This is a genomic window from Lysobacter stagni (assembly GCF_030053425.1).
Taxonomy (GTDB): domain Bacteria; phylum Pseudomonadota; class Gammaproteobacteria; order Xanthomonadales; family Xanthomonadaceae; genus Lysobacter_J; species Lysobacter_J stagni.
On sequence record NZ_JASGBI010000001.1, the window covers coordinates 3,215,347 to 3,231,254 of the forward strand.

Consider the following 15,908-nt stretch of genomic DNA (forward strand, 5'->3'; position numbering starts at 1 on the left):
CGTGCTGCGCATTCTTGAACGGAGGCCAGGCATGAGCACCCCGCCCAGTGGTTCGCGCAGCAACGCCACGAAGTATCTGTTCCTGTTCCTGGTCGGCCTGGTGATCGGCGTGGTCGCCACCGTGATGGCGGTGCGCGCCATCCAGGCACGCAAGGACCACTTCCCCGAGAGCGTGATGCACGTGCAGCAGTGGCATCTGGGCCAGCTCAAGCGCAAGGTCGAACAGAACCGCTGCGCGGCGACGGACATCCTGCCCAACCTCAAGGCGCTGCGCACGATGGCGGACGATCTGGAGTCCGCCTTCCCCGACCTGGCCGACGACAAGCGTTTCGCCGATCACGCCAGCCATCTGCGCGCGCGCCTGGATTCGGCGCTGGCCAGCCCGCCACTCAATTGCGCCGGCGTCGGCACCACGAACAAGGACATCGGCGATGCCTGCAAGGCCTGTCATCAGGACTTCCGCTGAGCTTTCCGGCGCACTCCCGCGCAGGTGAACGCCACCGCAAGGCGCGTCAAGCGCGTTGATGGGCAGTTCACCTGGGCGCATCTAGCGTGGACGCACGGCGACGGGCAACCCCGTCGCCCACCTCTCCACCACAGGAGTCGCGCATGAACATCCAGAACCTGCGTCTGCCTGGCATTGCCGCGGCGCTCACGCTCGCGCTTGCCGGCTGCGCCACGTCGTCGCCCGGCTACAGCAGCGCGCCGTCCCCCAGCTACGGCGGAAGCAGCAGTTATGGCGGAACGCCCGCCAACTGCTACGACTGCGGCACCGTGACCCGCATCGAGCAGGTTGCCACGGGCAGCAGCGCGCCCAGTGCGACAGGCGCCATCCTCGGCGGCATCGTCGGCGCCGTCGCCGGCCACGAGATCTCGGCACACACCGGCGGCAGCAAGGGCAACCAGAACGTCGCCGCGGCCGCGGGTGCGGTCGGCGGCGCGGTGGCTGGCAATGCCATCCAGAAGAACACCAACAGCGCGGCCTTCAACGTCTATGTGCGCATGAACGACGGCCGCACCACCGTGGTGACCCAGAAGGACCTGGATGGCATCCGCGAGGGTACCTACGTGCGCGTCTACAACGGGCGGGCCTGGGCCCAGTAGCTTTCAGCGCCGGCACTCGATGTTTCCGACGGCCCGCTCACGCGGGCCGTCGTTTTCTGGGCCGCACCCACGGCCTTTGCGCACCGCAGCATGACGCCGCGCTCACCCGGCCCCGCGCTAAATGTCGGACCACGCGCCATCCAGGAATCGCCCCCGGGCGTCTGAAGGACCAGAGATGAAGAACCCCGTCGTGCATGCCCTCGCCACCGGCGCCGTGCTGGTCGGCGCCATCGCCGCAACGAACGCGGCACTTCCCGACGCCACGACGAATCCGCTGCGCGTCAGCATGGTCGCCCTTCCGGGCAACGGCAGCGGCTTCCTCGGTGCGGTCGAGGTCACCGTGACCAACACCAGCCGCCACACCGTGCGGCTGCCGCAATGGCAACTGCCATCGGAATCTCCCGAGGCCCGCCAGTTCACCGTCGCTCGCGATGGCGAACCCGTGCCGTACGAAGGGCCGCTGATCAAGCGCGGGCTGCCGCAGGCATCCGACTTCGCGATCCTGCGTCCCGGCGAAACCCGACGCGCGGTGGTCGACCTCACCGCGACCTACGACCTGGCGCGCAGCGGCGACTACCTGGTCACTTTCAACATGCCGCTGCAGCATGCGTCGCTGTCGAACGGCCGCATGCTGCGCCAGGGCAATGGTCTGCCGATGACGGCACGCAGCGAGACACTGCGCCTGTGGGTGGACGGGAACGATCAGCTCGGCGCGCAACGCACCGAAGCCGTGAACGCGAAGAAGCCCGGCGCCGGCGGAACCGTGGTCAACGGCGTGACGTACAAGAGTTGCAGCACGACCCAGATCGACACGCTGGGAAGTGCGATCTCGTCTGCGCGTGGCTATTCGGAGAATGGCAAGGGGTATCTCAACGCAGGTACGGTGGGCGCTCGCTACAGCACCTGGTTCGGCGCCTACACGTCACAGCGATACACGACCGCGCGCCAGCATTTCGCCGCCATCGACACGGCCATGGACCAGGGCAACGGCGAGGTCACCATCAACTGCGGTTGCAACCAGAGCTACTACGCCTACGTCTACCCGACGCGGCCCTACGAGATCTTCGTCTGCCGCGCCTTCTGGAACGCGCCGCTCACCGGCACCGACTCGAAGGCCGGCACCCTGATCCATGAGATGAGCCACTTCAACGCGGTCGCCGGTACCGACGACGTCGTATACGGCCAGACCGGTGCGCGGAACCTGGCGGCGACGAATCCCGCAGCGGCGCTCGACAACGCGGACAACCACGAGTACTTCGCCGAGAACACACCGGCGCAGAACTGACCGGCGGCACAAAAAGAAAGCCCGGCATTCGCCGGGCTTTCACAAGCACATCGCGCGGTTCGCGCGATCGCCTCGAGCAGCAATCAAAGCGGCTGGACGGCGTCGGCCTGCAGACCCTTCTGACCCTGGACGACCGTGAAGGAAACCTTCTGGCCTTCCTTCAGGCTCTTGAAGCCCTGGGTCTGGATCGCGCGGAAATGCACGAACACGTCTTCGCCGTTTTCACGGCTGATAAAGCCGAAGCCCTTCGCATCGTTGAACCACTTGACGGTACCGGTTTCACGGTTCGACATTGTTGACTTACTCCTTGGAACGTTGCTGGTTGAAAACGCGACGGTCGCGTGCTGGTTGCAAGGAGGAAGCGAGGTGCAACGATGTAGCGGATCGATGATCAACCGCATCGGGCCACGATTCACGGTGACCCTGGCAAACACAGCGCCCGCACGGTACCCCGCGCTGGGTGAAAATGCAATCGGGGCAAAGTGCCCGTCGGAAGGGGGCAAGAACGCATGGATTTACAGGCGCTTTACTACGTCCTGGCGGGCATCCTGATCCTCGTCGGCATCGCCGGCACGGTGCTCCCCGCCCTGCCCGGACTCCCCCTGGTTTTCATCGGCATGCTGCTGGCCGCCTGGGCCGGCGACTTCCAGCGGGTGGGCTGGATACCACTGGTCGTACTGGGCCTTCTGACCGTGCTCTCGCTGGGCATCGACCTGCTGGCGACGTCGCTCGGCGCCAAGCGCGTCGGCGCCAGCCGGCTGGCAGTCACCGGCGCACTGCTGGGTACCCTGGCCGGCCTGTTCTTCGGACTGGTCGGGCTGTTCGTCGGCCCCTTCGTGGGTGCGCTGGTGGGCGAACTCATCCACGGACGCGAAGTGCGACGTGCCGCCACGGTCGGCTTCGGTACCTGGCTCGGCATCGCGCTCGGCGTGGTGCTCAAGATCGGGCTCGCGTTCGCGATGCTCGGACTGTTCGCGTTCGCCTGGTGGTTCTGACCGCCGCGAAGTTCATCAACGACCCGGCGCACCGGTGTCAAACTGCGCCCCCTGCGTTCGCCCCCCACGAGTCACGCATGCCATCACCCGCCCCGCTGCATCCGCACATCCGCCTGAAGCAGGAAATCCTGCTGGTCGCCCTGCTCTCGACGCCGGCCATGGCGTCCGCCCAGGTGCCGGCCAAACCCGCCACGCCGGAAGCGTGCGTGTCGATCACCGCCGATGCCGATCGCCTCGCCTGCTACGACGCGGCGCTGGGTCGGAACGCACGCGACACGCGCGGCGCGGACATCGCGGCGAAGGAAGCCAAGGCCATCCAGAAGAACCTGGAGCTGGCCGAACAGGTCGCCCCCGAGGCGACTCCGCCAGCGCCTTCGGCCGGCGGCGGCGGCGACGTGTACCCGCACGAAGACCCACTGCATACCGCGATCGCCAACGCGGGCAAGGGCTCCCTGCTCGACAGCCGCTGGGAACTGGCGAAGGACTCCAAGCTGGGCGTGTTCAATTTCCGCGCCTACAAGCCGATGTACCTGCTGCCCGCGTTCTGGAGCAGCACCCCCAACGAGACACCGATCTCACCCAACCCGAACAACACGGTCGACGCACCGATACCGGTGGACGCGCTGGAGGCAAAGTTCCAGATCAGCTTCAAGACCAAGGCCTGGGAGAACATCTTCGGCGACAACGGCGACCTGTGGATGGCCTACACGCAGAGCTCGCGCTGGCAGGTCTACAGCCCGGACACCTCGCGCCCGTTCCGCGAGACCAACTACGAGCCGGAGGTGATGCTCACCTTCCGCACCAACTACCGCCTGGCCGGCTGGAACGGCCGCCTGCTCGGCATCGGCGTCAACCACCAGTCCAATGGCCGCGCGGACCCGCTCTCGCGCAGCTGGAACCGCGTGGTCGGCATGGTCGGGCTGGATCGCGACAACTGGGCGGTGGTCGTGCGTCCCTGGTGGCGCGTGAACGAGAGCTCGAGCGACGACAACAACGCCGACATCGAGGATTACGTGGGTCGCGGCGATGCGACGGTCGTCTACACCTACGGCGGTCACCAGTTCTCGCTGATGGGCCGGCATTCGCTGCGCGGCGGCGACCGCTCGCACGGCGCCGTGCAGCTCGACTGGGGCTTCCCGATCCACAACAGCCTGCGCGGCCACGTGCAGATATTCGACGGCTACGGCGAGAGCCTGATCGACTACAACCACCGCGCGACCTACATCGGCCTGGGAATTTCGCTGCTGGAGTGGTACTGATCCCCCGGTATCCTCGACCCGGCCCATCAACGACAGGATGTCCATGACCCCGCCCCTCGACCGCCCCCGCCGCTCGTTCTTCGCCTATTCGGCCGCGCTGCTGGGAACGCTCAGCCTGTTCGCGGTGCTGTGCTTCCACTTCCCGGAACTGCTGACCAGCAAGGAGTTCCGCACCGTCTACAGTGAAGTGTTCGCGCGGCACCTGCTGCTCGTGGGACTGGTGGCCGCATTCTGCATGGGCACCGTGGCGATCCTGCGCGACCGCAATCGCCGGGTGGCACTGCTGGGCGTGGGCAGCGCCACGATGGCGGTGCTGCTGGGCGGCACCAACGTGCAGTTCGATGCCATCGGGCGGACGCCTTATTCGCTCGGCCTGGACTGGTTCGTCATTTCGCTGTTCTTCTCGGCGCTGGTGTTCGTGCCGCTGGAACGTTACCTCGGACAGCGCGCTGTCTCGCCGCTGCGTCCGGGCTGGCGCACCGACGTGACGTATTTCTTCCTGAGCCACGTGCTCGTGCAGTTCATCCTCATCCTGGTGACCGCATCGACGTCGACCGTGGCCACGCTGGCCGCGTTCCCTTCGCTGAAGGCGCTGATCCAGTCGATGCCGGTGTGGGCGCAGTTCCTGATCGCCGTGTTCGTCGCCGACCTGGCGCAGGCGCTGCTGCATCGTGCGTACCACAACACGCCGTGGCTCTGGCGCTTCCACGCCGTGCACCACTCCAGCCGCGAGATGGACTGGCTGGCCGGTTCGCGCATCCACATGGTGGAGATCGTGCTCACGCGCAGTGCGGTGATGCTGCCGTTGCTGGTGCTGGGCTTCTCGGCTTCGGCGGTGAACGCGTACGTGATCCTGGTCGGCCTGCAGGCCGTGCTGGCCCATGCCAACCTCGGCATCCGCTTCGGGTGGCTGGAATACGTGCTGGTGCTGCCGCGCTACCACCACTGGCACCACGCCCGGCACCGCGACTACATCGACGTGAACTACGCCATCCACCTGCCGCTCGTGGACATGCTGATGGGCACCTTCAAGTTGCCGCCGGAGCCGGCATGGCCGGAGGAGTACGGCGTGATGAAACTGGAAACGGTGCCGCGCGGCATCCTGCGCCAGCACGTGATGCCCTTTCTCTCGCGCAAGACCTGGGACGACCACGTCGCCTGAGTTCCTGCGACCGGCCGTGCCGCCGGTCGCAGCCGGTGCGATGCCTCTGGGCGATCATGTCTCCCGTTGGTTCCGGGAGATCGCATGCAGGGAGACGCCGTGATGAAGATGCGCCGCATCCTTTCGCTGGACGGAGGTGGCATCCGCGGGCTGGTCAGCTGCCTCTGGCTGGAAGGCGTGGAAGACGCCCTCGCCCAGGGCGGCAAGCCCGGCCTGCTGAAGCAGTTCGATCTGCTGGCCGGCAGCTCCACGGGCGCGATCGTCGCCTGTGGCCTGGCCATGGGCCTGCCGCCGACACAACTGGCCGAGCTCTACCGCAGCAATCGCCATCTGATCTTCCCCGGCATGGCCGACCGCCTGTGGTCACGGGCGACGCGTTTGTTCACACAGGGCGTGTCTGCGCCGCGCTACGACGCGAAGGGGCTGGAGAAGGTGCTGAAGAAGGTGTTCGGCGCCACCACGCTAGGCCAGGCGAAGAAGCCGCTGCTGGTCACCAGTTACGACACCATCGAACGCAAGCCCATCGTGTTCAAGAGCTTCAAGCCCGAACACGCGAACCTGCCGATGTGGGAAGTGTGCCGCGCCTCGTCGGCCGCACCCACCTACTTCCCTGCGTTCGCCATGAAGGTCGAAGGGCGGGCGCGTTCGATGATCGACGGCGGCGTGGTCGCCAACAATCCCACCGCGTGCGCCATCGCCGAGGCACTGCGCAAGGACGCACGCGTGGACAGCGCGCAGGACCTGGTGGTGCTTTCGGTGGGCACGGGCCAGCGCAACCGTCCCATCGACCTGAAATCCGCGCAGGAATGGGGCGCGGTGGAATGGGCCATCCCCATCATCGACGTGCTGTTCGACGGCAACACCGATGCGGTGGACTACATCGCGCAACACCTGGTCGGCGACGGTTACTTCCGCCTGCAGGCCGACCTGCTGACCGGACTGGACGACCTGGACGATGTCAGCGCGACGAACATCGCCGCGCTGGAATCGATGGCGCGCACCTATCTCCTGCAGGCGGAGACGCGGAAGAAACTGGCGGGGCTGGTGGCGAAGCTGTAGTTCGGCATCCCCGGTCGGCGCCCTTCTGTAACGGAACGTCGATGCAGTCGCTTCGCCGGCCCTCACCCCAACCCCTCTCAGCTCTGCACTCCCTTCGGTCGCCGCAGGGAGAGGGGCGCTCGAGCTTCGCGGTTTACGCGACGACCACCGGAATCTTGCCGATCTTCGCCTGCCATTCGCGCGGGCCTGTCTGGTGCACGGATTCGCCGGTGGAATCCACGGCAACCGTCACGGGCATGTCCTGCACGTCGAACTCGTAGATCGCTTCCATGCCCAGGTCGGCGAAACCGACGACCTTCGCGGCCTTGATCGCCTTCGAGACGAGGTACGCCGCGCCACCGACCGCCATCAGGTAGGCCGACTGGTGCTTGCGGATGGCTTCGATGGCGGCCGGGCCGCGCTCGGCCTTGCCGACCATGCCCAGCAGGCCGGTCTGTGCCAGCACCTGTTCGGTGAACTTGTCCATGCGCGTGGCGGTGGTCGGGCCGGCCGGGCCGACGACTTCATCGCGCACCGGATCGACCGGGCCGACGTAGTAGATGAAGCGGCCGCGCAGGTCGACCGGGAGCTGCTCGCCCTTGTTGAGCATGTCGACCATGCGCTTGTGCGCGGCGTCGCGACCGGTCAGCAGCTTGCCGTTGAGCAGCAGCACCTCGCCCGGCTTCCAGCTGGCGACATCTTCCTTGGTCAGCGTGTCCAGGTTGACGCGGCGGCCCTTGGAAGCGTCGTACGTGAGCTCCGGCCAGTCGGCCAGCGACGGCGGGTCCAGCATCACCGGACCGCTGCCATCGAGCGTGAAATGCGCGTGGCGCGTGGCGGCGCAGTTCGGGATCAGCGCCACCGGCAGGTTGGCTGCATGCGTCGGGTAATCCTTGACCTTGATGTCGAGCACCGTGGTCAGACCGCCCAGGCCCTGCGCGCCGATGCCCAGCGCGTTGACCTTCTCGTACAGCTCCAGGCGCAGTTCCTCGGCGCGATTCGACGCACCGCGCTGCTGCAACTCGGTGATGTCGATGGGCTCCATCAGCGCTTCCTTGGCCAGCAGCATCGCCTTCTCGGCGGTGCCGCCGATGCCGATGCCGAGCATGCCCGGCGGGCACCAGCCCGCGCCCATGGTCGGCACGGTCTTGAGCACCCAGTCGACGATGGAGTCGGACGGGTTGAGCATCGCGAACTTCGACTTGGCTTCGGAACCGCCGCCCTTCGCGGCGACGATCACGTCGACCGTGTTGCCCGGCACGACCTTCACGTTCACCACGCCCGGCGTGTTGTCCTTCGTGTTGGTGCGCTTGCCGGCGGGGTCGGCCAGCACGCTGGCGCGCAGCTTGTTGTCCGGATGGTTGTAGGCGCGGCGCACGCCTTCGTGGACCATGTCCTCCACGCCCATCGTGGCGTCGTCCCAGCGCACGTTCATGCCGATCTCGAGGAACACCGTGACGATGCCGGTGTCCTGGCAGATCGGGCGGTGACCCTCGGCGCACATGCGCGAGTTGATCAGGATCTGGGCGATGGCGTCCTTCGCGGCCGGCGACTCCTCGCGCTCGTAGGCGGCGGCGAGGCTCTGGATGTAGTCGACCGGGTGGTAGTACGAGATGTACTGGAGCGCGTCGGCGACGCTCTGGATGAAGTCTTCCTGCTTGATGACGGTCATGACTGCGGAATCGGCTGCCGGTGGGGTCGCGGATGGAGCCTTCCATTTTAGGCCAAACCGGCCACCGCCCCCGGCTGTCACAATGGGACGCCCCGTTTCGTCCTGGCCGCATGAACGCCACGAACGCCCCCGACACGGTCTTCGAGACCCAGCGCCCCCGCCTGTTCGCCCTCGCCTACCGCCTGCTCGGCAGCCGCAGCGAGGCCGAGGACGTGGTGCAGGACGCCTGGCTGCGCTGGCACCAGACCGACCGGGCCGCCGTCCGCGACCCGGAAGCCTGGCTGGTGACCGCGACCACCCGCCTGGGCATCGATCGCCTGCGTGCCGTCCGCAGCGAACGGATCGCCTATCCCGGCCCCTGGCTGCCCGAACCCCTGACCGTGGACGAATCGCCAGGGCCGGAGCACCGGAGCGAGCTGGCCGAACAGGTGTCGATCGCCTTCCTCGCCGTGCTCGAGCGGCTGGGCCCGGAGGAGCGCGCGGCCTTCCTGCTCAAGGAGGCCTTCGACTACGACTACGACCAGATCGCCGAACTGCTGGATCGCACCGAGGCGAACTGCCGCCAGATGGTGCACCGTGCGCGCGAACGCCTGCAGTCGGGCCGCCCGCGCTTCGAGGTCGAACCGGCACGGCATCGCGAGCTGCTGGAGCGTTTCATGCACGCGGCGCAGCGCGGCGACCGCGGTGCCATCACCGGGTTGCTCGACGCCAACGCGCGACTGGTGAGCGATGGCGGCGGCAAGGCGCGTGCCGTGATCCGCCCGCTGCTGGGCGGCGAACGCATCGCACGCCTGTACTGGGCGGTGGCGCGTCGCAACGGGTATTCCGACTGGCGGATGGGCACCCTCAACGGCGAGCCCGCGGTGCTGGGCTACACGGACGGTGTGCTGACTTCGGCGACGGTGGCCGTCAGCGACGGCGAACACATCCTCGAGCTGCTCACGCTGCGCAATCCGGACAAGCTCCCTATTCCCCACTGAGCATCCACGCCGTGCAACGCGGCGTTCCATGGATGCAGCCGCACGCTGTCACAACCTCGCCCCCGGCGACGTCTTCCTGATACCGCGGCCATTCGAGGCCGCTTCGAGGAAAGAAAGACATGAGCAGCTCCTACGTCAGCCACACCCCGCGCGTCGACTACATCAAGCATGCCAAGGAAGCCTTCCAGGCCCAGGTCAAACTGAGCATGGCGGTGCACGCCGGCAGCCTCGGCTCGAACCTGGTCGAGCTGGTTTTCCTGCGCGTTTCGCAGATCAACGGCTGCGCCTATTGCCTGGACATGCACACCACGGCGCTGCGCAAGGGGGGCGAGGACCAGCGTCGCCTGGACACCCTTGCCGGCTGGCGCGACAGCCCGCTGTTCGACGGCCGCGAACGCGCGGCGCTGGACTGGGCGGAAGCGCTGACGCGCCTGGAAAACGGCCACGTGGCCGATGACGTGTTCGAGGCGCTGCGCCCGCACTTCGACGACCGCGGCATCGCCGAGTTGACCTTCGCGGTCGGCGTGATCAATTCGTGGAACCGCATCAACGTCAGCCTGCGCACGACGCTGCCCTGATGCGCGCGACGCCACCGTCCCGGCTCCGGCCGGGACGCGTGGCGGGGTGTCTCAGGCCGCGTCGGCCTTCGTCGTGAACGATTCGCCGCAACCGCACTCGGCGGTGACATTGGGGTTGCGGAACAGGAACTGCTCGCCCAGGCGCTGCTTGACCAGGTCGATCTGCGTGCCGTCGACCAGCGGCAGGCTCAACGCGTCGACGTAGATGCGCACGCCATCCTGCTCGAAGACCGTGTCGTCGGCGCCCTGCTCGCGGGTCAGGTCGGCCTTGTACTGCCAGCCCGAGCAGCCCGTGCGGGACACGCCGAAGCGCAGGCCGATCGCGCCGGGATCTTCGACGAGATAGCGCTGGACGCGGGCGAGAGCAGCAGGAGCAAGGGTCACGGCCATGGAGACTCCGACGTTACATCAACGGGTTACGGCAAGGATTATAGCGACGCGATGCCGGGCGTTCGGTAAACTCCGGCCTTTCCCCTAATTGGCCCGAACAGGCCAGGATTCAAGAGCATGACGGTGGTCAGCGTCGAACAGGCGCTCGCGGGCAAGATCCCGGCGGGCGGCGAAGTCACGGTCCGCGGCTGGGTGCGCACGGTGCGCGGCACGGCCGGGCTGGCCTTCATTCATGTGACCGACGGTTCGTGCTTCGCTCCGATCCAGGTCGTCGCCACCGACACGCTCGCCAATTTCGACGACATCAAGCGCCTGACGACCAGCTGCTCTGTGATCGCCACCGGCACCCTGGTCGCGTCCCAGGGCAAGGGCCAGTCCTTCGAGATCCAGGCCAGCGCGGTCGAGGTGGTCGGCTGGGTCGAGGACCCGCTGACCTACCCCATCCAGCCCAAGCCGATGACGCCGGAATTCCTGCGCGAAGTCGCGCACCTGCGTCCGCGCACCAACCTGTTCGGCGCCGTCACCCGCATCCGCGACTGCCTGGCCAAGGCCGCGCACCGCTACTTCCACGAGAACGGCTTCTACTGGATCTCCACGCCGATCATCACCACCTCCGACGCAGAAGGCGCGGGCCAGATGTTCCGCGTCTCCACGCTGGACATCGCCAACCTGCCGCGCGGCGAGAAGGGCGAGGTCGACTTCAGCCGTGACTTCTTCGGCAAGGAAACCTTCCTGACGGTGTCGGGCCAGCTCAACGTCGAGGCCTACGCGCTGTCGCTGAGCAAGGTCTACACCTTCGGGCCCACGTTCCGCGCCGAGAACAGCAACACCACGCGCCACCTGGCCGAGTTCTGGATGATCGAGCCGGAAATCGCCTTCGCCGACCTCGCCGAGGACGCGCGCGTGGCCGAGGAATTCCTGAAGTACATGTTCCGCGCCGTGCTCGACGAGCGCGGCGACGACATGGCCTTCATCGCCGAGCGCGTGCAGAAGGACGCCATCACGCGGCTGGAGTCGTTCGTCAACGCGCCGTTCGAACGCATCGAGTACACCGACGCGATCAAGCTGCTGCAGAGCGCCAACAAGAAGTTCGACTTCCCGGTCGAATGGGGCCTGGACCTGCAAACCGAGCACGAGCGCTGGCTGACCGAGGAACACGTCGGTCGTCCGGTCGTGGTCACCAACTACCCCGAGCACATCAAGGCCTTCTACATGCGCCTGAACGACGACGGCAAGACCGTCGCCGCGATGGACGTGCTGGCGCCGGGCATCGGCGAGATCATCGGCGGCAGCCAGCGCGAGGAGCGCCTGGACATGCTGGATGCGCGCATGGCGCAGTTCGGCCTGGATCCGGCGCACTACGGCTGGTACCGCGACTTCCGCCGCTACGGCACGGTGCCGCATGCCGGCTTCGGTCTGGGCTTCGAGCGTCTGGTGGTCTACGTGTGCGGCCTGAGCAACATCCGCGACGCGATCCCCTACCCGCGCGCGCCCGGCAGCGCGGAATTCTGATCCGACGGCCATGACGGACACCGTCACGCTGTACCGTCCGACCGGTCCCGAGGAAATGGCCCTGCTGGAAGCCGCGGGCTTCCGGCGCTGGCCACCGCGGCTGCCCGAACAGCCGATCTTCTATCCGGTGACCAACCAGCAGTATGCGATCGAGATCGCGACACGCTGGAACATCAGGGACAGCGGTGTCGGCTATGTGACCCGGTTCGAGGTGGAGCGCGGGTTCATGGAACGCTATCCGATCCAGAAGGTCGGCGGCGCCCACCACACGGAATGGTGGGTTCCTGCCGAGGAACTCGAGGCACTCAACGACCATATCGTCGGCCTCATCGAAGTCGTGGGGGAATACCGCCCCGACACTGCAACGGAACACCTGTGATCCTTTTCTTTGCCCTGCTCTTCGTCGCCATCGCCATCGCGGGCTTCTGCGCGTTCGTGATCTTCTGGCCGCTGTCGCTGGTGCACATCCGCGACCGTCATCCGCAGTTGCAGTCGCAATTGGGCGAAGGTGCGTTCGCGCGGCCCTCGGCGTGGGGCTGGCTGCTCAAGCGCGGCTACCTGTTGGCGAACGACGGCAACCTCAACGGCCTGGCCAACCCGGCGCGCATCTCGCTGTTGACCATCATTTCCGGGCTCGTGTGCGCCGCCCTGCTCTGGCTGCTTTCCATGGTGATCGGATGAACGAAGAAGCCAATCGCGATCAGTGGTGGCTCGCCACCCTGGGCCGCACCGTGATCTGGGCGCGCCTGCGCATGCTCGACGCCGGCACCGCCGAAGTGCTCGACAGCGACGGTGTCAGCCAGCCGTACGACAGCGAGGACAGTGCCCGCGCGGCGCTGATGGACGCGGAGTTCGTCTCCCTCGACGGGCTGGACGAGGACGACGCGCGCGATCGCGGCTTCTCGCTCGACGAACTCACGCCCCCCAGCGGCGAACACGTCGACGTGCTGCGCCCGCAGATGGTCCAGCAGCTTCCTTCGCGTCACTGACGGAACACGGCCATGTACCTGCCACGCGCCTTCGCCGAACGCGACCTGGACGCGCTGGATCGCATGGCCGGGCGCGACCGTTTCATCACGCTGGTCACCGTTCGCGACGGCGAGCCCACCGTCAGCCATCTGCCCGTGCTGTATCGCCGCCAGGGCGAACGCGTCGAACTGATCGGCCACTGGGCGCGGCCCAATCCGCAGGCAACGCACGCGGGCCCCGCGCTCGCCATCTTCCACGGCCCGCACGCGTACGTGTCGCCGGGCTGGTACCCCGACAAGGAAGACGCCGCGCGCGTTCCGACCTGGAACTACGCTGTCGCACACCTGCGCGGCACGCTGTCCACGTTCGAGGATGACGCATCGCTCGCCGAGGTCGTGGACGGCCTGAGCATCGAGTTCGAGGCCACCGTCGGCGGAGACTGGCGCTTCGAGTCCGGACGCGACGAGTTCCGTCGACAGCTGCGCGGCATCATCGGCTTCCGTTTCGTGGCCGACGACATCGCGCTGAAGTTCAAGCTCAGCCAGAACCACCCGATGCCCAATCGCGAAGCCGTCGCGGCGCGACTGGAAGCGCAATCGCGCGAGGCCAGCCGCGACACCGCCGCGCTGATGCGCGAGCGTATGAACGAACCGACAGGAGACTGACGTGGACCTCGACCTCACCGGAAAGCATGCCCTCGTCTGTGGTGCCAGCCAGGGCATCGGCCTGGCCACCGCGCAGGCATTGGCGGACCTCGGCGCCGACGTCACGCTGCTCGCACGACGCGAAGAGCGCCTGCGCGAACTCGCCGCCTCGCTCGCCACCGACAAAGGGCAGACACACGGCTGGATCGCCGCCGACGGCGCCGACACCGACACGCTGCGCGCGAAGGTGCAGGCGCTGGTGAATGGCAAACCGGTGCACATCCTCGTCAACAACAGCGGCGGACCGCCGCCTGGCACCGTGCGCGGCGCGGACATCGCCGCGTTCGAAGCCGCCTACCGCCAGCACCTCATCGCCAACCACGTGCTGGCCGAAACGGTGATTCCCGGCATGGAGCGCGATGGCTACGGCCGCATCGTCAACGTCATCTCCACCTCGGTGAAGGAGCCGCTGCAGGGCCTGGGCGTGTCCAACACCACGCGATGGGCCGTAGCCAGCTGGGCCAAGACGCTGGCGACGGAACTGGCGCCCAAGGGCATCACCGTCAACAACGTGTTGCCGGGCTCGACCGAAACGCCGCGCATCGAGCAGATCATCGACAACACGTCGGCCAAGACGGGCCGCAGTCGCGAGGAAGTGTTCGAGAAGATGGTGTCGGAAATCCCGATGCGCCGTTTCGCCCGCCCGCAGGAAACCGCCGCGGCGATCGCGTTCCTGTGTTCGCCGGCGGCCTCGTACATCACCGGCGTGAACCTGCCGGTGGACGGCGGGCGCACGCGGTCGCTCTGAGGCATGGAGGCCCGCGCGAACCGGGCCTTCGGGCAGAGGCCGACCATACCCATCAGCACGGCACACCCGCACTGTTAAGCTAGTCCGATGCGCCTTCGCCACTTCATCGCCGGTGAGCCACGCGAGCCCGTATCGAACCGGTGGGGCGAAGTCTTCGATCCCGCGAACGGCAAGGCCTTCGCCGAGGTCGCGCTGGGCGATGGCGCCGACGTTGAGGCCGCCATCGTCGCGGCAGAGGCGGCTTTCCCGGCCTGGTCCTCCCTGCCCCACACCGAGCGTGCGCGTTGGCTGGAGAAGCTGGCCGACGCACTCGAAGCCAAGCTGGACGATTTTGCCCATGCCGAGTCGCGCGACGGCGGCAAGCCCATCAAGCTGGCACGCGAGGTGGAGATTCCCCGCGCCATCAGCAACCTGCGCTTCTTCGCGCATGCGGCCACGCAGTTTGCCAGCGAATCGCACCACGGCCAGGCCGGCCTGAACTACACGCTGCGCCAGCCGCTGGGCGTGGTCGCGACGATTTCGCCGTGGAACCTGCCGCTGTACCTGTTCACCTGGAAGATCGCCCCGGCGCTGGCCGCCGGCAACGCGGTCGTCGCCAAGCCGTCGGAAGTCACGCCGGTGACGGCGACGATGCTGGGCGAACTCGCGGCGCAGATCGGCTTTCCCAAGGGCGTGCTCAACATCGTGCACGGCCTGGGTCCCGAGGTTGGCGAACCGTTGGTGAGCGATCCCCGCGTGAAGGCCGTTTCGTTCACCGGCAGCACCGCGGTCGGTCGCCGCATCGCGGGCATCGCCGCTCCCCTGCTGAAGAAGGTCTCGCTGGAACTGGGCGGCAAGAACCCCACCGTGGTGTTCGCCGACAGCGACTGGCGCGACCACATGGACACCCTGGTGCGTTCCGCGTTCCAGAACTCCGGACAGATCTGCCTGTGCGGCTCGCGCATGCTGGTCGAGCGCAGCATCTACAGCGAGTTCCGCGACACGCTGGTCGAGCGCGCGCAGCAGTTGCGCGTGGGCGATCCTATCGACCATGACAACCACCTTGGACCGCTCGTATCCAGGCCCCATTTCGACAAGGTCATGGCCGCGTTGCAGCGCGCCCGTGACGAAGGCGGAAAGGTGCTGTGCGGCGGAACCTCGCTGGACCGCCCAGGCTGGTTCGTCGCGCCCACCGTGATCGAGGGGCTCGGTCCCGACTGCGCGAGCAACCGCGACGAGATCTTCGGCCCGGTGGTCACGCTGCAGCCGTTCGATTCGGACGAGGAAGCGCTCGCGCTGGCCAATGCGGGCGACTACGGCCTGGCCGCATCGGTATGGACGCGCGACCTGCGCCGCGCGCACCGGTTCGCCGCCCGCCTGCGCGCCGGCATGGTGTGGGTGAACACCTGGCTGCAACGCGACCTGCGTACGCCCTTCGGCGGCATGGGCGCGTCGGGCCTCGGCCGCGAAGGCGGATTCGAGGCGATGCGATTCTTCACCGACGCCAAGAACGTCGGACTGCAACTGGATTAG

The 15,908-nt window shown here is 67.2% G+C and carries 19 protein-coding genes; 16 read left to right on the forward strand and 3 right to left on the reverse strand.

Annotated elements, in window-relative coordinates:
* Nucleotides 1-31: 31 nt before the first annotated feature.
* From QLQ15_RS14930 to QLQ15_RS14940, 3 genes are all read left to right on the forward strand, one after another.
* Entirely contained in the window at nt 32-466 is a 435-nt protein-coding gene (locus QLQ15_RS14930; RefSeq protein WP_283213552.1) for a hypothetical protein, read from the forward strand.
* A gap of 143 nt (nt 467-609) precedes the next feature.
* On the forward strand, nt 610-1,104 hold the full coding sequence (locus QLQ15_RS14935; RefSeq protein WP_283213553.1) for a glycine zipper 2TM domain-containing protein: 495 nt from the start codon (nt 610-612) through the stop codon (nt 1,102-1,104).
* A gap of 175 nt (nt 1,105-1,279) precedes the next feature.
* The gene (locus QLQ15_RS14940; protein ID WP_283213554.1) at nt 1,280-2,389 is read left to right on the forward strand and encodes a M35 family metalloendopeptidase; all 1,110 of its coding nucleotides are present in this window, start codon (nt 1,280-1,282) and stop codon (nt 2,387-2,389) included.
* Nucleotides 2,390-2,472: 83 nt separating this feature from the next.
* On the opposite strand, the gene QLQ15_RS14945 is transcribed toward QLQ15_RS14940, so the two are convergent.
* Nucleotides 2,473-2,682, reverse strand: coding sequence for a cold-shock protein (locus QLQ15_RS14945; RefSeq protein ID WP_283213555.1), 210 nt, complete (start codon nt 2,680-2,682; stop codon nt 2,473-2,475).
* A gap of 216 nt (nt 2,683-2,898) precedes the next feature.
* On the opposite strand from QLQ15_RS14945, the gene QLQ15_RS14950 reads away from it, so the two are divergent.
* From QLQ15_RS14950 to QLQ15_RS14965, 4 genes are all read left to right on the forward strand, one after another.
* Nucleotides 2,899-3,384, forward strand: a complete 486-nt coding sequence (locus QLQ15_RS14950; RefSeq protein WP_283213556.1) for a DUF456 domain-containing protein — start codon at nt 2,899-2,901, stop codon at nt 3,382-3,384.
* Nucleotides 3,385-3,461: 77 nt separating this feature from the next.
* Nucleotides 3,462-4,643 carry a phospholipase A gene (locus QLQ15_RS14955; protein WP_283213557.1) on the forward strand — a complete coding sequence of 394 codons (1,182 nt, stop codon included), beginning with the start codon at nt 3,462-3,464 and terminating at the stop codon, nt 4,641-4,643.
* A gap of 43 nt (nt 4,644-4,686) precedes the next feature.
* On the forward strand, nt 4,687-5,805 hold the full coding sequence (locus QLQ15_RS14960; RefSeq protein WP_283213558.1) for a sterol desaturase family protein: 1,119 nt from the start codon (nt 4,687-4,689) through the stop codon (nt 5,803-5,805).
* An 84-nt stretch (nt 5,806-5,889) separates the two neighbouring features.
* Nucleotides 5,890-6,864 carry a CBASS cGAMP-activated phospholipase gene (locus QLQ15_RS14965; RefSeq protein WP_283213559.1) on the forward strand — a complete coding sequence of 325 codons (975 nt, stop codon included), beginning with the start codon at nt 5,890-5,892 and terminating at the stop codon, nt 6,862-6,864.
* 133 nt (nt 6,865-6,997) lie between these two features.
* On the opposite strand, the gene QLQ15_RS14970 is transcribed toward QLQ15_RS14965, so the two are convergent.
* Nucleotides 6,998-8,515 (reverse strand): fumarate hydratase, encoded by a 1,518-nt coding sequence (locus QLQ15_RS14970; RefSeq protein WP_283213560.1) that lies wholly within the window; start codon nt 8,513-8,515, stop codon nt 6,998-7,000.
* A gap of 110 nt (nt 8,516-8,625) precedes the next feature.
* On the opposite strand from QLQ15_RS14970, the gene sigJ reads away from it, so the two are divergent.
* Both sigJ and QLQ15_RS14980 read left to right on the forward strand, forming a co-directional pair.
* A complete protein-coding gene (gene sigJ, locus QLQ15_RS14975) occupies nt 8,626-9,495 on the forward strand; it encodes an RNA polymerase sigma factor SigJ (RefSeq protein WP_283213561.1) in 870 nt (289 codons plus the stop codon).
* Nucleotides 9,496-9,614: 119 nt separating this feature from the next.
* Nucleotides 9,615-10,073, forward strand: coding sequence for a carboxymuconolactone decarboxylase family protein (locus QLQ15_RS14980; protein ID WP_283213562.1), 459 nt, complete (start codon nt 9,615-9,617; stop codon nt 10,071-10,073).
* A 51-nt stretch (nt 10,074-10,124) separates the two neighbouring features.
* On the opposite strand, the gene QLQ15_RS14985 is transcribed toward QLQ15_RS14980, so the two are convergent.
* The gene (locus tag QLQ15_RS14985) at nt 10,125-10,463 is read right to left on the reverse strand and encodes a HesB/IscA family protein (protein ID WP_283213563.1); all 339 of its coding nucleotides are present in this window, start codon (nt 10,461-10,463) and stop codon (nt 10,125-10,127) included.
* Between the two features lie 117 nt (nt 10,464-10,580).
* On the opposite strand from QLQ15_RS14985, the gene asnS reads away from it, so the two are divergent.
* From asnS to QLQ15_RS15020, 7 genes are all read left to right on the forward strand, one after another.
* Complete coding sequence (asnS, locus tag QLQ15_RS14990; protein ID WP_283213564.1) at nt 10,581-11,975, forward strand: asparagine--tRNA ligase; 1,395 nt, start codon at nt 10,581-10,583, stop codon at nt 11,973-11,975.
* Between the two features lie 10 nt (nt 11,976-11,985).
* Nucleotides 11,986-12,354, forward strand: a complete 369-nt coding sequence (locus tag QLQ15_RS14995) for an ADP-ribosylation/crystallin J1 (RefSeq protein WP_283213565.1) — start codon at nt 11,986-11,988, stop codon at nt 12,352-12,354.
* Nucleotides 12,351-12,656 (forward strand): hypothetical protein, encoded by a 306-nt coding sequence (locus tag QLQ15_RS15000; protein WP_283213566.1) that lies wholly within the window; start codon nt 12,351-12,353, stop codon nt 12,654-12,656. Before QLQ15_RS14995 ends, QLQ15_RS15000 begins: the two co-directional genes overlap by 4 nt.
* The gene (locus QLQ15_RS15005; RefSeq protein WP_283213567.1) at nt 12,653-12,964 is read left to right on the forward strand and encodes a hypothetical protein; all 312 of its coding nucleotides are present in this window, start codon (nt 12,653-12,655) and stop codon (nt 12,962-12,964) included. The genes QLQ15_RS15000 and QLQ15_RS15005 overlap by 4 nt, the downstream gene beginning before the upstream one ends.
* A gap of 12 nt (nt 12,965-12,976) precedes the next feature.
* A complete protein-coding gene (locus QLQ15_RS15010; protein WP_283213568.1) occupies nt 12,977-13,609 on the forward strand; it encodes an FMN-binding negative transcriptional regulator in 633 nt (210 codons plus the stop codon).
* Nucleotide 13,610: 1 nt separating this feature from the next.
* Nucleotides 13,611-14,396, forward strand: a complete 786-nt coding sequence (locus QLQ15_RS15015; RefSeq protein WP_283213569.1) for an SDR family oxidoreductase — start codon at nt 13,611-13,613, stop codon at nt 14,394-14,396.
* Nucleotides 14,397-14,483: 87 nt separating this feature from the next.
* Nucleotides 14,484-15,908, forward strand: a complete 1,425-nt coding sequence (locus QLQ15_RS15020; RefSeq protein ID WP_283213570.1) for an aldehyde dehydrogenase — start codon at nt 14,484-14,486, stop codon at nt 15,906-15,908.

Bases quoted from the DNA above. Each gene is read 5' to 3' on its own strand.
- QLQ15_RS14930 (WP_283213552.1), top strand. From the start codon at position 32: ATGAGCACCCCGCCCAGTGGTTCGCGCAGCAACGCCACGAAGTATCTG.
- QLQ15_RS14935 (WP_283213553.1), top strand. From the start codon at position 610: ATGAACATCCAGAACCTGCGTCTGCCTGGCATTGCCGCGGCGCTCACG.
- QLQ15_RS14940 (WP_283213554.1), top strand. From the start codon at position 1,280: ATGAAGAACCCCGTCGTGCATGCCCTCGCCACCGGCGCCGTGCTGGTC.
- QLQ15_RS14945 (WP_283213555.1), bottom strand. From the start codon at position 2,682: ATGTCGAACCGTGAAACCGGTACCGTCAAGTGGTTCAACGATGCGAAG.
- QLQ15_RS14950 (WP_283213556.1), top strand. From the start codon at position 2,899: ATGGATTTACAGGCGCTTTACTACGTCCTGGCGGGCATCCTGATCCTC.
- QLQ15_RS14955 (WP_283213557.1), top strand. From the start codon at position 3,462: ATGCCATCACCCGCCCCGCTGCATCCGCACATCCGCCTGAAGCAGGAA.
- QLQ15_RS14960 (WP_283213558.1), top strand. From the start codon at position 4,687: ATGACCCCGCCCCTCGACCGCCCCCGCCGCTCGTTCTTCGCCTATTCG.
- QLQ15_RS14965 (WP_283213559.1), top strand. From the start codon at position 5,890: ATGCAGGGAGACGCCGTGATGAAGATGCGCCGCATCCTTTCGCTGGAC.
- QLQ15_RS14970 (WP_283213560.1), bottom strand. From the start codon at position 8,515: ATGACCGTCATCAAGCAGGAAGACTTCATCCAGAGCGTCGCCGACGCG.
- sigJ (WP_283213561.1), top strand. From the start codon at position 8,626: ATGAACGCCACGAACGCCCCCGACACGGTCTTCGAGACCCAGCGCCCC.
- QLQ15_RS14980 (WP_283213562.1), top strand. From the start codon at position 9,615: ATGAGCAGCTCCTACGTCAGCCACACCCCGCGCGTCGACTACATCAAG.
- QLQ15_RS14985 (WP_283213563.1), bottom strand. From the start codon at position 10,463: ATGGCCGTGACCCTTGCTCCTGCTGCTCTCGCCCGCGTCCAGCGCTAT.
- asnS (WP_283213564.1), top strand. From the start codon at position 10,581: ATGACGGTGGTCAGCGTCGAACAGGCGCTCGCGGGCAAGATCCCGGCG.
- QLQ15_RS14995 (WP_283213565.1), top strand. From the start codon at position 11,986: ATGACGGACACCGTCACGCTGTACCGTCCGACCGGTCCCGAGGAAATG.
- QLQ15_RS15005 (WP_283213567.1), top strand. From the start codon at position 12,653: ATGAACGAAGAAGCCAATCGCGATCAGTGGTGGCTCGCCACCCTGGGC.
- QLQ15_RS15010 (WP_283213568.1), top strand. From the start codon at position 12,977: ATGTACCTGCCACGCGCCTTCGCCGAACGCGACCTGGACGCGCTGGAT.
- QLQ15_RS15020 (WP_283213570.1), top strand. From the start codon at position 14,484: ATGCGCCTTCGCCACTTCATCGCCGGTGAGCCACGCGAGCCCGTATCG.